The organism is Qipengyuania profundimaris (genome assembly GCF_030717945.1).
In the GTDB taxonomy this organism is placed as follows: domain Bacteria; phylum Pseudomonadota; class Alphaproteobacteria; order Sphingomonadales; family Sphingomonadaceae; genus Qipengyuania; species Qipengyuania profundimaris.
The window spans coordinates 358,942-372,188 of record NZ_JAVAIM010000001.1 but is presented as its reverse complement, the minus strand read 5'-3'; the positions used below and the strand labels follow the sequence as shown (position 1 = coordinate 372,188).

The 13,247-nt window shown below is 64.7% G+C and carries 12 protein-coding genes and 1 tRNA gene; 8 read left to right on the top strand and 5 right to left on the bottom strand.

What is annotated here, in order from left to right; all coding sequences use genetic code 11:
* Positions 1–15: 15 nt before the first annotated feature.
* Entirely contained in the window at positions 16–1,248 is a 1,233-nt protein-coding gene (locus Q9K02_RS01900; protein ID WP_305931353.1) for an NAD(P)/FAD-dependent oxidoreductase, read from the top strand.
* Here the strand turns inward: Q9K02_RS01900 and queG are convergent.
* On the bottom strand, positions 1,226–2,281 hold the full coding sequence (queG, locus tag Q9K02_RS01895; RefSeq protein ID WP_305931352.1) for a tRNA epoxyqueuosine(34) reductase QueG: 1,056 nt from the start codon (positions 2,279–2,281) through the stop codon (positions 1,226–1,228). The genes Q9K02_RS01900 and queG overlap by 23 nt on opposite strands.
* Positions 2,282–2,318: 37 nt before the next feature.
* Between queG and Q9K02_RS01890 the strand changes: the two genes are divergently transcribed.
* The 4 genes from Q9K02_RS01890 (at position 2,319) to msrB (ending at position 6,602) form a co-directional block, all read left to right on the top strand.
* Positions 2,319–3,320 (top strand): ABC transporter ATP-binding protein, encoded by a 1,002-nt coding sequence (locus Q9K02_RS01890; protein ID WP_305931351.1) that lies wholly within the window; start codon positions 2,319–2,321, stop codon positions 3,318–3,320.
* On the top strand, positions 3,317–4,528 hold the full coding sequence (locus Q9K02_RS01885) for an ABC transporter permease (RefSeq protein ID WP_305931350.1): 1,212 nt from the start codon (positions 3,317–3,319) through the stop codon (positions 4,526–4,528). Before Q9K02_RS01890 ends, Q9K02_RS01885 begins: the two co-directional genes overlap by 4 nt.
* A 147-nt stretch (positions 4,529–4,675) precedes the next feature.
* Positions 4,676–6,013, top strand: coding sequence for a cytochrome P450 (locus Q9K02_RS01880; protein WP_305931349.1), 1,338 nt, complete (start codon positions 4,676–4,678; stop codon positions 6,011–6,013).
* A 91-nt stretch (positions 6,014–6,104) separates the two neighbouring features.
* Positions 6,105–6,602, top strand: a complete 498-nt coding sequence (msrB, locus tag Q9K02_RS01875; protein WP_305931348.1) for a peptide-methionine (R)-S-oxide reductase MsrB — start codon at positions 6,105–6,107, stop codon at positions 6,600–6,602.
* A gap of 19 nt (positions 6,603–6,621) precedes the next feature.
* Here the strand turns inward: msrB and Q9K02_RS01870 are convergent, their stop codons facing one another.
* From Q9K02_RS01870 to Q9K02_RS01855, 4 genes are all read right to left on the bottom strand, one after another.
* Positions 6,622–7,248: a PilZ domain-containing protein gene (locus Q9K02_RS01870; protein WP_305931347.1), complete on the bottom strand. Its 627-nt coding sequence runs from the start codon at positions 7,246–7,248 to the stop codon at positions 6,622–6,624.
* 137 nt (positions 7,249–7,385) lie between these two features.
* Positions 7,386–7,470: transfer RNA gene (locus Q9K02_RS01865), tRNA-Leu, on the bottom strand.
* 70 nt (positions 7,471–7,540) lie between these two features.
* Positions 7,541–7,822 carry an integration host factor subunit beta gene (locus Q9K02_RS01860; protein ID WP_305931346.1) on the bottom strand — a complete coding sequence of 94 codons (282 nt, stop codon included), beginning with the start codon at positions 7,820–7,822 and terminating at the stop codon, positions 7,541–7,543.
* Between the two features lie 158 nt (positions 7,823–7,980).
* Positions 7,981–8,322 (bottom strand): GntR family transcriptional regulator, encoded by a 342-nt coding sequence (locus tag Q9K02_RS01855; protein WP_305931345.1) that lies wholly within the window; start codon positions 8,320–8,322, stop codon positions 7,981–7,983.
* 217 nt (positions 8,323–8,539) lie between these two features.
* On the opposite strand from Q9K02_RS01855, the gene Q9K02_RS01850 reads away from it, so the two are divergent.
* From Q9K02_RS01850 to Q9K02_RS01840, 3 genes are all read left to right on the top strand, one after another.
* On the top strand, positions 8,540–10,411 hold the full coding sequence (locus Q9K02_RS01850) for a peptide MFS transporter (RefSeq protein WP_278329101.1): 1,872 nt from the start codon (positions 8,540–8,542) through the stop codon (positions 10,409–10,411).
* 82 nt (positions 10,412–10,493) lie between these two features.
* On the top strand, positions 10,494–11,867 hold the full coding sequence (locus tag Q9K02_RS01845; RefSeq protein ID WP_305931344.1) for an amidohydrolase: 1,374 nt from the start codon (positions 10,494–10,496) through the stop codon (positions 11,865–11,867).
* Complete coding sequence (locus Q9K02_RS01840; RefSeq protein WP_305931343.1) at positions 11,864–13,246, top strand: amidohydrolase family protein; 1,383 nt, start codon at positions 11,864–11,866, stop codon at positions 13,244–13,246. Before Q9K02_RS01845 ends, Q9K02_RS01840 begins: the two co-directional genes overlap by 4 nt.
* The last annotated feature ends 1 nt before the right edge of the window (position 13,247 follow it).

The following is a 13,247-nucleotide window of genomic DNA, read 5'->3' as shown; positions in this document are numbered from 1 at the left end:
CCAGCCACAGCGCCGATGGAGCATTACGACGTCGTCATAGTGGGTTCGGGGCACGGCGGTGCCCAGGCCGCGATCGCCTTGCGCCAGAACGGCCATGAGGACAGCATCCTCATGGTCAGCCGCGACCGTAATCCACCCTACGAGCGCCCGCCGCTGTCGAAGGAATATCTCGCCGGCGACAAGCCGTTCGAGCGGATCATGATCCGGCCCGAGAAATTCTGGGCCGAAAAGAATATCGACCTGCGGCTTGGCTACAACGTCAACGAGATCGACCCGGTGCGGCACGAGCTTTCGCTGTCGGACGACAGCGCGGTAACCTACCGCAAGCTGATTTGGGCCGGTGGCGGCGACGCACGGCGCCTGTCTTGCCCCGGCTGCGATGCGGAGGGCATCCATTATGTCCGCACGCGGCGCGACGTCGATGCGCTGAAGGCCGAGATCGACGGTGGGGCGCGACGCGCTGTTATCGTCGGTGCGGGTTATATCGGGCTGGAAGCGGCGGCCGTCCTGCGCAAGCTGGGCTGCGAAGTCACCGTGCTGGAGATGCTCGACCGCGTATTGGCGCGCGTCGCGGGTCCGGAACTGTCGGATTTCTATGCCGACTATCACCGCGCCCAGGGCGTCGACCTCCGGCTGGATACGGCGGTCGAGCGGATCGAGGTGCAGGACGGCAAGGCCGGCGAAGTCGTCACTGCCGATGGCGAGCGGATCGCCTGCGACGTGGTGCTTGTCGGCATCGGCATCGTTCCCTCCGTCGGTCCGCTGATCGCGGCCGGCGCGGCGGGCAGCAACGGCGTGGATATCGACAGCTTTTGCCGCACGACGCTCGACGATATCTATGCGATCGGCGACTGCGCCAGCCATGCCAACCCCTTCGCCGACAATGCCGTGCTGCGGCTGGAATCGGTGCAGAATGCCAACGACATGGCAAGCTGTGCCGCCAAGGCGATCATGGGCGACAAGCAGGACTACAACGCGGTGCCATGGTTCTGGTCCAACCAGTACGATTTGAAGCTCCAGACCGTCGGCATCTCCAACGGCTACGACAGCACCGTACTGCGCGGCGATCCGGCAGCATCGAAATTCAGCGTGGTCTATCTGAAAGAGGGCCGCGTAATTGCGCTCGACTGCGTGAATTCGGTCAAGGATTACGTCCAGGGCCGCAAGCTGGTGGTCGACCGCGCGCAGATCGATCCGGAACTGCTCGCCGATAGCGAGACGCAGCTCAAGGAGATGGCGTCAAGCTGACCAGCGCCCAGCGCGCAGCTTCGGCCACTGCCGGGTCGGGATCCTCGGCCAGAGCTTGCACCATCGGGATCAGCGCCGCCTGTCCGCTATTGCCCGCCGCATAGAGGCAGTTGCGCACGAAGCGATCCCGCCCGATCCGCTTGATCGGCGATCCGGAAAAGAACTGGCGGAAGCCGGCGTCGTCGAACTGCAGGAATGTTGCGAGGTCCGGCGCGACCAGCTCCTCGCGCGGAGCGAGCTTCAGGTGACGGTGCGCGGCATCGGCGAACTTGTTCCACGGGCACACGGCAAGGCAGTCGTCGCAGCCGTAGATACGATTGCCGAGCGCGGTCCGGAATTCCTCCGGGATCGGCCCCTTGTGCTCGATGGTGAGGTAGGAAATGCAGCGCCGCGCATCGAGCCGGTACGGACTCGGAAAAGCATCGGTCGGGCATGCATCCTGGCAGGCGCGGCAATTGCCGCAGCGATCGGCATGCGGCTCGTCGGGCTCAAATTGCAGAGTCGAATAGATCGCGCCGAGGAACAGCCAGCTGCCGTGCTCGCGACTGACCAGATTGGTGTGCTTGCCCTGCCAGCCGATCCCCGCCGCCTCGCCCAGCGGCTTTTCCATCACCGGCGCGGTGTCGACGAAGACCTTGAGCTCGCTCTCCGGCTCCCGCGCGATAAGCCAGCGGGCGAGAGCCTTCAGCGCCTTCTTGACCACATCGTGATAGTCGCGCCCCTGCGCATAGACCGAAACACGTGCCTTCTCCGGTTCGCTCTCCAGCGCCAGCGGATCGCCATCGGGCGCGTAACTCATGCCGAGCGCAATGACGCTCCGCGCCTCGGGCCAGAGCCCCTGCGGCGATGCACGCTGGGCCTTTCGCGCCTCCATCCATTCCATCGAGCCGTGGCGGCCTTCGCCCAGGAATTCCTCAAGCCGCTCGGCGCGCACAGGATCGGGCGCGGCCGAGGTAAAACCGCAGGCGACGAAGCCCAGCCGCGCCGCTTCCTCGCGCAAGTCCGCCTGCAACTGCGAATTAACCCCGGTCACCTATGCTCCGTTCACTGGCGAGGACTAGATTGACACGATGCTTACCGAGACCGGCTTCATGACGCGACCCCCTGCAGACCCCGCGGCGAAACTCGCCATCGAAGCGCGCGGCCTCGTCAAGCGTTTCGACGACACGCTGGCGGTGGACGGGGTGGACATCTCCGTGCCCGAAGGCGCGATCTACGGCATCCTCGGCCCGAACGGCGCAGGCAAGACGACCACGCTGCGCATGCTGCTGGGCATCATCGACCCGGACGAGGGTGTGCGCCGTGTGTTCGGCCACGACCGCCCGCACGAAGTCGCCAAGCTTATCGGCTATCTGCCGGAAGAACGCGGGCTCTACCCGGCGATGAAATGCGACGAGGCCATCGCCTTCCTCGGTGCCTTGCGCGGCCTGCCGCTGGACGAGGGCAAGGCGCGCGGGCGCGACCTGCTCGAACGGCACGGCCTCGGTTATGCCGTCGACCGCCAGATCCGGCAGCTGTCGAAGGGCATGGCGCAAACCGTGCAATTGCTCGGCACGCTGGTGCACCGCCCGAAGCTGGTGGTGTTCGACGAACCGTTCAGCGGGCTCGATGCGATTAACCAGGGCAAGCTTGAGGTAATGATCCGCGAACTCGCGCAGAGCGGGACCACGGTGATTTTCTCGACCCACGTCATCCATCATGCCGAGCGCCTGTGCGACGAGGTCGCGATCGTCGCGGGCGGCAAGGTGCCCTATGCCGGATCGGTCGACGCGGCACGCGACCGGATTCCGGCGCAGGTAAGGCTGGAAACGAGGGTCGACACCGGCGACTGGCGCTCCGCCCTGCCGGGCGATGCGCGCCACGACGCGAAAGCAGGCGGCAATCACTTCTGGTACTTCCCAGTCCCCGACAGCGGGATCGAAACGCTGCTCAAGCACCTGATCGACGGCGGCGCGGGCATTCTCTCGCTCTCGATCGAGCGCGCGGGACTGCACGACGCCTTCGTCGAAATCGCCGGTGAGGCCGCAGCCCGCGCCCTTGCCGAAGACAACGCGCTGGAGACTGGCCGATGAGCGATACCACCCGCCTCTCGCTGTTCGAAGCTGCGCGCGTCGTAGCCCGCCGCGATTTCCGCGCGATCCTATTCAGCCGCGCGTTCTTTTTCTTCCTGCTCGGCCCGCTGTTCCCGCTGGTCATCGGTGCGCTGGCGGGCGGTATCGGCGGCCAGGTCCAGCGCGATGCGGCGACCAATCTGGTGGCGGTTGCCATGAGCGAGGCCGACACGGCGGCGCTCCAGTCCGCTTCCGCAGCGCTCTCGGATCAGGTCCGCTATGCGCTGCCGCGCCTCGTGCCCGATGCGAGCGGGGAGGCCCCGGCAGACATATTGAAGCGCGGAGGCGCGAACTTTGCGGCAGTGGTCACCGGATCGCTCGAAGCGCCGGTGGTCACGGCACCGGAGGACCAGATCGAGCGCTGGCGCGGTCCCGTCGCCCTGCTGGCGGCAACCGCCACCGGCACCTCTCCGAGCAGCTTTCCAGAAATCGTGACGGAGCCGGTGGCCTCCAGCGCCGCCACGTCGCGCAGCGAGCGCATCCGCACCGCGCAGGCCGGTCAGCTCTTGCTGTTCCTGCTGATGATGTTGCTGGCCGGCATGGTGCTGTCCAACTTGGTCGAAGAGAAGGCCAACAAGGTCATCGAAGTCCTCGCCGCGGCCATCCCGATGGACGCAGTGTTCCTTGGCAAGCTTTTCGCCATGCTGGGGGTGAGTTTCGTCGGCATCGCAGTCTGGGCGAGCTTCGGCGGAGTGGCGGCTCTCCTGCTCGGCAACCAGCTGCCACAATTGCCGGAGCCTGCGCTGGGCTGGCCTGCATTTATCGCGCTCGGCATCGCCTATTTCGGGATGGGTTACCTGCTGCTCGGCTCGCTGTTCCTGACCATCGGCGGGATGGCGGCCACGGTGCGCGAGGTGCAGACCCTGTCCATGCCCGTCACCATGATGCAGCTGCTGGTGTTCTTCCTGGCCGCCGCCGCGATCACCACGCCCGGATCTCCGCTGGAACTGACCGCGGCGATCTTCCCGCTGTCGTCGCCCTTCGCCATGCTCGCCCGGGCCGCCCAGTCCGACGCACTGTGGCCGCATGCGCTGGCGCTGGCATGGCAGGCCTTGTGCGTGGTGCTGTTCGTCCGCTTCGGCGCGCTGCTGTTCAAGCGCCGGGTGATGAAATCCGGCAAGGCCGGGCGCGCGGTGAAAGGCCACGTCGGCGGGACGAAAACCGCCTGATTGTCGCATGCCGACAAGCGCAGCGCCGATTTCTGCAATAGATAGGTTCCGATTCGCAACGCACTGTTGACACCAATGTCAGTTAGGGCAGGATGCGAAGCGAAGAGGGCGACCGCATTGCAGAGTCGCTCCGACGAGGAGAGAAAAATGGCCCCCGCCGCTGTCACCCGCCCCGAAGTCCGCTCCGAGCCGACTGCCTACGATGCGCTCAAGAAGCATTTCGAAGAGTATCCCGAACAGCGCTTCGAGCACCCGCATAAGTGGGATGTCAGCCGCAGCGACATCTATGCCGAGAATACCTGGCATCCGATCTTCCGCGAAATGCGTGAGGCGGGGCCGCTGCACTTCATTCCCGAGAGCCCTTTCGGCCCCTATTGGGCAGTGGTCGGCCACAAGGCGATCCAGCATATCGAGGCACTGCCGGATGTGTTCTCTTCCAGCTGGGAGCATGGGGGGATCACCATTCTCAACCGGCTTACCGAGGAGGAGCTGGCGGAAGCCGGCGAGGACAGCCGCGAACTGCCGATGTTCATCGCCATGGACCGGCCCCAGCACACCGGACAGCGGCGCACCGTCGCGCCGAAATTCACCCCGAGCGGCATGGCCGAGATGGAAGGCGAAATCCGCCAGCGTACCGGGGAACTGCTCGACACGCTGCCGCGGGGCGAGGTGTTCGACTGGGTGGACAAGGTCTCGATCGAGCTTACCACTGGCATGCTCGCGATCCTGTTTGGCTTTCCCTGGGAAGACCGCCGGCTGCTGACCTTCTGGTCAGACTGGTCGGGTGATACCGAGCTCGCCTCGGTCCGAGCGCTCGACAAGGTGCGCTGGGAAATCCTCAAGGAAATGGGCGCCTATTTCCAGTCGCTGTGGGTCGAACGCACGCACGACAAGGAACCGGGCGACGATCTCATCTCGATGATGATCCATTCCGAGGCGATGAACCAGATGCGCCCCGAAGAATTTATGGGCAACCTCGTGCTGCTGATCGTGGGTGGCAACGACACGACCCGCAATTCGATGAGCGGGTTCGTTTACCAGCTCGACAAGAATCCCGACCAGCGCAAGCTGTTTGAACAGAACCCTGATGTCATTCCCAATGCGGTGCAGGAAATGCTCCGCATGCAGACCCCGCTGGCACACATGCGCCGCACCTGCACCGAGGACACCGAGGTGTTCGGCCAGACGATCAAGAAGGGCGACAAGGTCGTCCTCTGGTACCTCAGCGCAAATCGCGACGAAGAAGTGTTCGAGAACCCCGACAAGCTGGACCTGACGCGCGAGAATGCCCGCCGGCACATCGCTTTCGGCTACGGCATCCACCGCTGCGTCGGCGCACGGCTGGCAGAACTGCAGCTGCGTATTCTGCTGGAGGAGATGCACAAGCGCCGCATCCGCGTGCATGTCGCGGGCGACATCGAGCGCGTGCGAGCGAATTTCGTCCACGGCTTCCGCAAGCTCGAGGTCGAGGTCACCGAGTTCTAGGCGGAGAGCCGCGCGCCTGTAACCTCGGGCTGTTTTCAAGCGTAGTTCAGATGCGGGGCGCTATCCTCCCCGCATCATGGATAGAAACACGATGACCAAGACCGTACCCACCCGCCGCGGCTTTCTCGGCTGGATAGGCGCGTCCGCCAGCTTCGCTGCGCTCGCTGCATGCGGGTCTGGCCGGGCCGAGGCGAAGACCTTTCCGGTCAACCTGAGCGAGGCGGAATGGCGCAAGAAGCTGACCAGGAGCGAGTTCGCCGTGCTGCGCAATGCCTCGACCGAGCGGCCCTATTCCTCGCCGCTCAATGAGGAGAAGCGCGCCGGAACCTTCACCTGTGCAGGCTGCGGCAACCGCCTCTACTCGTCCAAAACCAAGTTCGAATCCGGCACCGGCTGGCCCAGCTTCTGGGCCCCGATCGACAAGGGCGCGGTCGGCACCAGCACCGATTACAAGATCGGCTATCCGCGCACCGAAGTGCACTGCGCCGACTGCGGCGGGCATTTGGGACACATCTTCAACGACGGCCCCAAGCCGACCGGCAAGCGGCACTGCATCAACGGCGTCGCGATGGACTTCCGCCCCGCTTGATCGGGCCGGACCTACCGACTCAGTTCTTGAGCAGGATCGGGCACTGTACCCGCGCGGCGAGAAGCCCAAATTCCCGCAGCGAGAGGAAGTTCTCGAACGCCAGGCCATAATTCGCATCGCGCCGCCAGCGCACCTTGCAGCGCGTTTCCTTCAGAAATTCGTTCTCGATCCGCAGGCTCTGGTCGACTGCGAAAACATTGCCGCATTCGAGCCGCGCGCCCTGCTGCGAGATGTTGGTGATGAAGGCATTCGATCTTTGCGTCAGGGTCGAAGCGGTCACGGGCATCATGATGTTGAGCCGCAGCTGGCGCTTGGGAAAACTCCAGTTCTCCCGGATCAGGCGATCGACATCAACCTTTTCCGCGAATTTGTAGCTGGCATCGAAATCGCGCGAGCGAACCTTGGTCAGTTCGTAGCTCTCGCCGTTCTGCAGCTCCAGTGCGACCGCAGCGTCGGTCGGCTGCGCGTGGAACGTGCGAATACTGACGCCGGTCGCCGATACATCGCGAATGACGCAGACGAACTCGCCTTGTCCGCAAACCAGCTTCGCCGCACGGATCAGCGAGGTATAGCGCTCCGCAGAGCGTTTCTCCGTTCCGTTCTCGGTGTTCGTATCGGCAGCCAGATGCCCCGCCGTGAAATCCATGTTCGCCCAACCCCAAATCGCTCACGGCTCACAACTGTCCGTTCGAAATCCCCTATCCCGAACGGCGTTCAATCATGGGAAATAGGCAGTTACGGGTTAACACGAGGATAAGGCGGTCCACGGCCGAACGGACGCGATGGTGCGGGTGGTGGGACTCGAACCCACACGATCAAGGATCAGGGGATTTTAAGTCCCCAGCGTCTACCATTCCGCCACACCCGCCGCGGCGGCAGGGTTAGGGTTTTAAGAAGAGCGACGCAATCGCCGATGACAGGGGGCGGGGTGGGCCAGGTCAGTCCTCGTTGAGGCGGCGGCGCATATCCTTGCCCGGCTTGAAATACGGTACGCGTTTCGCGGGAACATCGACAGATTCGCCGGTCCGCGGATTGCGGCCTTTACGGGCTTCGCGTTCGCGCGTCGAGAAAGCGCCGAAACCGCGCAGTTCGACGCGGCCACCCTCTGCCAGGCGCAGGGCGATTTCCTCGAAGAAAATGTCGAGCACCTGCTCGACCTCCTCGCTACGCAAGTCGGGATTGTCCTGCGCCAGGGCGGCAAGAAGTTCGGAACGGATCATCTGCGTTCTCCCGACCGGCCCCGCTTTCGGCAGCCAGCACGATGTGTGTTTTTCGCGACCCGCCCGACGCGCGATCCCTTGCGTGTCCGGACGAGGCGATAGTGGCAGAAGCCCCGCCTGCCCGCAAGTTAGGATTTTCTGTGGTTTATCGGCCCGGTTCAGGCATCCTGAAGCAGTTTTGAGGGTTCCACGCCGAGGCGCTTCATCCGGGCGCGGATTTCCGGCCATTCTTCGTCGAGGAATGCGCGCCGCTCGGTCTGCCTTAGGCGATCGGCCGCGCCGCGCACGACATACATGCCGACGCCGCGCTGCACTTCCACCAGCCCGTCGTTCTGGAACTGCTGGTAGGCCTTGGCCACGGTCAGCGGATTGGCGCCCTGCTCCGATGCCAGTGCCCGGACCGAAGGAAGCATCTCGCCTTCGGCATAGCGCCCGTCGATGATTGCCGCGGCAATCATGTCGCGCAGCTTCAGATAGACCGGTTTGTTCTGGTTTGGCATCGCGATTCCCCGAGACAGACTGCTACAGTGCCATAATACAGCGCGGCGCACAAGGTTCCCGCCCCTCGCCCGCTGTGTGTCATTCAGCCGCGCGCAATGCGGTCACGACTGTAACTAAGGCTTCACATGCGCGCCCAAGCCGCTAGGGTGCGCGCTTTCTTCGGGGAGGTGGCGCGCGAACACGCGGCTGCCGCATGAATAGGGATAATCGCACACCATGGTCGAAGGCGCCTTCTTCACATTCGGTTCCGCGTACGAGATGTGGGCCTTCCGCATCGCGGTCGTGGCGCTGGTCTCGTTCCTCATCGGCGGGATGGTGCTTGTCACCCGCCCGCAGGAAGAGGTGATCGGCCATCCCAAGGGCCTGTTCCTGCTGTTCATGGCCGAAATGTGGGAGCGCTTCTCCTATTACGGCATGCGCGCCCTGCTGATTTTCTACCTCGTTCAACATTGGCTCTTTTCCGATGCCGAAGCCTCGGTCATCTACGGCGCCTATACCGCCTTGGTGTACATCGCCCCGGTCGTCGGTGGCTATCTTGCGGACCGCTATGTCGGGCAGCGCAAGGCGGTGTTGTTCGGCGCGGTCCTGCTGACCTTCGGGCACTTCTTTATGGCCTTCGAAGGCGACGGGTCGCTCGGCCAAGATAACCCGATGCTCAACGTGTTCTGGCTTGCGCTGGCGCTGATCATCGTTGGTTCGGGCTTTCTCAAGGCGAACATCTCGGTCCTCGTCGGGCAGCTCTATTCGCGCACCGACATCCGCCGCGATCCCGCCTACACCATCTTCTACATGGGCATTAACGTCGGCGCGGCGACCGCCTCGATCATCTGCGGCTACCTCGGCCAGACGGTGGGTTGGGAGTACGGCTTCGGCCTCGCCGGTTTCGGCATGCTCATCGGTCTCGTGTTCTTCGTCATTGGCAAGCCGCTGCTGCGCGGCAAGGGCGAACCGCAGCATCCGGAACGCATTGCAGGCGGCAAGGAATACCTGATCTACGGCGCGGGCCTCGGCATGGTCGCCCTGTGCTGGTTGGCCATCCAGTATCAGGAACTCGTCGGCGTCCTCCTCGGCGGGTTCGGCGGGGCGCTGGTCGCCTACGTCCTCTCGATCGTGACCTTCCAGATGGCCTACGGGTCGTGGAAAGCGGCACCGACGGTGCCCTTCTTCATCTACATCTCCAGCGCGGTCGGCCTGATCGTCTCGCTGATCGCGGCCTCGCAGGGTAGCGAACCGGCCCAGTACACGGCTGGCGCTTCGCTGCTGGTCCTGATCGGGGTCCTTATCCAGCAATCGATGGTAAAGACCTTCCACGAGCGCGACCGCATCTTCGCGGCCATGTTCCTGATCATCGTCTCGGTGGTCTTCTGGGCCCTGTTCGAACAGGCCGGTTCCAGCCTCAACCTGTTCACCGATCGTCACGTCGATACCGCGGGTGTCAGCGCGTCGATCTTCCAGTCGGTCAATGCGATCTACATCGTCCTGCTCGCGCCGGTCTTCGCCATGCTGTGGCAGGGCCTCGCACGCAAGGGCATGGAGCCGAGCACGCCGATGAAGTTCGGCCTTGCCGTCGTGCAGGTCGGTCTCGGCTTCCTCGTCCTCGTCTGGGGCGCGGAAAGCGTGGGCGTGAACGTCCCGACGCCGGTGATCTTCATCTTCCTGATCTACCTGCTGCACACCACCGGTGAACTGTGCCTCAGCCCGGTCGGCCTTTCGGCCATGAACCGCCTCAGCCCGGCGCATATCGCTTCGCTGGTGATGGGTACGTGGTTCTTCGCGTCGGCCACCGGCAACTTCGCCGCCGGCCTGATCGCTGCGGCCACCGGCGCCGAGGGTGTCGGTGAGGAAGCCGGCAAGCAGCTGGTTCTCGACGTTTACGGGACCGTCGGCTGGTGGGCCGTCGGCATCGGCGTCGGCGTCATGGTGCTCAGCCCCCTGGTCAAGAAGCTGCTGCACCTCGACACGCTGCGCGACGACAATGTCGGCGACGATCTCGAAGGCCAGGCCGGTGCCGGTCTCGAGGCGCAGGAAGCCGGCATGCACCCCGCGACCAATCCGCAGATGCCCGGCAAGCACGAAGAGAACCGCTGATCGTCGGATACGTCTCGACGAAAGGCAATTGACCGCGCGGGCCGGGGCAGCGATGCTCCGGCCCGACTGCTTTGGGGGACCCATGAAACGTTACGCTCTATTCGCCTGCGCCGCCGCCCTCGCGATGGCCGGATGTTCGACCACGGGAAGTGCCGACGATGCGTCCGATGCCGACTGGACGGCACCGGTCGGTGAAGACGGCAACGCGCCCTTCTCCTCTACCTACGAGCGCTATCCGGGTCGGCCCACCGCGCTGGTTGGCGCGACCGTCTATGACGGCGCGGGCAACCGCATCGACGATGGTACGGTGCTGTTTCGCGATGGCGAGGTGGTCGGTGTCGGCGACGCTACACTCGATACGTCCGGCTACGATGTTCTTGACGGCAGCGGAAAGTTCGTGACGCCGGGCATCATCGACATCCACTCGCACCTCGGCGACTATCCCACGCCGAGCGTCGATGCGCATTCGGACGGCAACGAAGCGACCAGCCCGACCACGCCCGAAGTCTGGGCCGAACATTCGGTCTGGCCGCAGGACCCCGGCTTCAGCCGCGCGCTCGCCAATGGCGGGGTTACCGCGCTGCAGATCCTACCCGGCTCGGCCAATCTCATGGGTGGCCGCTCGGTAACGCTCAAGAACGTGCCTGCGCGCACGGTGCAGGGGATGAAGTTCCCCGGCGCGCCCTACGGCTTCAAAATGGCTTGCGGCGAAAACCCCAAGCGCGTCTACGGCAACCGCGGTCGCATGCCGTCGACTCGCATGGGCAATTTCGCGGTCAACCGGCAGACCTGGCTCGATGCGCGTGCCTATGATGGCAAGAAGCGCGACCTCGCCAAGGAGACGCTGAAGGGCGTGCTCGACGGCGAAATCCTGGTGCACAACCACTGCTACCGCGCCGACGAGATGGCGCTGGTGATGGATATGGCCAAGGAGATGGGCTACAAGGTCAGCGCCTTCCACCACGCGGTCGAAGCCTACAAGATCGGCGACCTGCTGCGCGAAAACGACGTGTGCAGCGCGATCTGGGCCGACTGGTACGGCTTCAAGATGGAGGCTTACGACGGCATCCTCGAGAACGCCGCCTTCCTCCAGCGGGAGGGTGCTTGCGTGGTGATCCATTCGGACAGCGCGCAAGATATCCAGCGCCTCAACCAGGAGGCCGCGAAGGCTCAGGCCGCGGGTCGCCGGCTCGGCATCGACATTTCCGATGCGACCGTGATCGGCTGGATCACGCTCAACGCCGCCAAGGCGATGGGCATCGACGACATGACCGGCAGCCTCGAACCCGGCAAGATGGCCGATGTCGTGTTGTGGAACGGCGACCCGTTGAGCGTCTACTCCCGGCCAGAGAAGGTCTGGATCGACGGAGCGCTGATGTATGATGCAATGGACCGCAAGCGCAGGCCGGTGAGCGATTTCGAGCTTGGCCAGCCGGGCGAAGGAGATGTGAAATGAAGCGCGCTCTTGCCGTTGCCGCAGGACTCCTCGCCTGCGCCTCCGCCGTTCCCGCTGCCGCACAGAACATCGCCATGACCGGCGTGACCGTCGCCACCGGGGACGGCTCCGACCCGATCGAGAACGGCGCCGTGGTCGTGGAGAACGGCCGCGTGGTCTACGCTGGGCCTGCTGCTGGCATGCCGCAAACGGCGATGCCGCTGATGGAGGCAGCACCCGGTACCTGGGTCACGCCCGGCCTCGTCGCCACTGTCACCAACCTGGGCCTGTGGGATGTGGGCGCAGTCAGCGAGTCCAACGATATCCGCGCGGGCGATTCGCCCTTCAGCGCTGCGCTGGATGCGGCGCCGATCGTCAATCCGGCATCGCAGCATATCGCCATCCACCGGGCGGCGGGCGTCACGCGCGCAGCCACGGTAACTTCGGCCAGCAGTTCGATCTTCGGCGGACAGGGCGCAATCATCGACCTCGGCAGCGATCCGCAGGCGGTGACGCGCGCGCGGGCGTTCCAGACCGTGTCGCTCGGCGAAAGCGGTGCGCGCCTCGCCGGTGGCAGCCGTGCATCGGCCCACGCCCTGCTGCGCAACGCCCTGCGCGAGGCGAACGAGTTCGGCAGCGACGGGCGCATCCCCGGCATCCGCTCGCGGCCCGCCGAGCAGGGCAGCGGCGACGATGTGCCGCTCGATCCGCGACTGGTCGACAACCGGGCGGAGCGGGGCGACGACGTGCTCCTCAGCCGCTTCGATGCTGCAGCACTGGTGCCCGTGGTTCGCGGGGAGCAGCCGTTATATGTGATGGTCGAACGCGCATCCGATATCCGCAGCGTGCTGGCCCTGAAGCGCGAATTCGCCAATCTCGACCTCGTGCTGGTCGGTGCGAGCGAGGGCTGGCTAGTTGCGAGCGACATCGCCGCAGCCGGAGTTCCGGTGATCGCCGACGGGCTCGACGACCTGCCGCAGGGCTTCGAGGAACTTGCCGCGACGCAGAGCAATATCGGCCGCATGGTCAAGGCTGGTGTAACAGTCGCAATCAATGCCGCGGCGATGGAAAATCCGCGCAACCTCAACCAGTATGCCGGCAATCTCGTGGCTCTCTCGCGCATACCCGGCGCCGACGGGCTGAGTTGGGGTCAGGCGTTCGCCGCCATTAGCTCGGTCCCGGCACGGATCAGCGGGCTTGGCGGTCGTGCGGGCGTGCTTGCGCCCGGTGCCGCGGGCGACGTGGTGATTTGGGATGGCGACCCGCTGGAAGTCGGCGCGATGCCGACCCGCGTGTTCATCGACGGGGTGGAACAACCCCTCGAAAACCACCAGAGCCGCCTGCGCGATCGCTATCGCGATCTCGACGAGAGCGACTTGCCCAAGGCCTACGACTGGTAAA

Bases quoted from the DNA above. Each gene is read 5' to 3' on its own strand.
- Q9K02_RS01885 (WP_305931350.1), top strand. From the start codon at position 3,317: ATGAGCGATACCACCCGCCTCTCGCTGTTCGAAGCTGCGCGCGTCGTA.
- msrB (WP_305931348.1), top strand. From the start codon at position 6,105: ATGACCAAGACCGTACCCACCCGCCGCGGCTTTCTCGGCTGGATAGGC.
- Q9K02_RS01855 (WP_305931345.1), bottom strand. From the start codon at position 8,322: ATGCCAAACCAGAACAAACCGGTCTATCTGAAGCTGCGCGACATGATT.
- Q9K02_RS01900 (WP_305931353.1), top strand. From the start codon at position 16: ATGGAGCATTACGACGTCGTCATAGTGGGTTCGGGGCACGGCGGTGCC.
- Q9K02_RS01860 (WP_305931346.1), bottom strand. From the start codon at position 7,822: ATGATCCGTTCCGAACTTCTTGCCGCCCTGGCGCAGGACAATCCCGAC.
- Q9K02_RS01870 (WP_305931347.1), bottom strand. From the start codon at position 7,248: ATGGATTTCACGGCGGGGCATCTGGCTGCCGATACGAACACCGAGAAC.
- Q9K02_RS01880 (WP_305931349.1), top strand. From the start codon at position 4,676: ATGGCCCCCGCCGCTGTCACCCGCCCCGAAGTCCGCTCCGAGCCGACT.
- Q9K02_RS01845 (WP_305931344.1), top strand. From the start codon at position 10,494: ATGAAACGTTACGCTCTATTCGCCTGCGCCGCCGCCCTCGCGATGGCC.
- Q9K02_RS01890 (WP_305931351.1), top strand. From the start codon at position 2,319: ATGCTTACCGAGACCGGCTTCATGACGCGACCCCCTGCAGACCCCGCG.
- Q9K02_RS01850 (WP_278329101.1), top strand. From the start codon at position 8,540: ATGGTCGAAGGCGCCTTCTTCACATTCGGTTCCGCGTACGAGATGTGG.
- Q9K02_RS01840 (WP_305931343.1), top strand. From the start codon at position 11,864: ATGAAGCGCGCTCTTGCCGTTGCCGCAGGACTCCTCGCCTGCGCCTCC.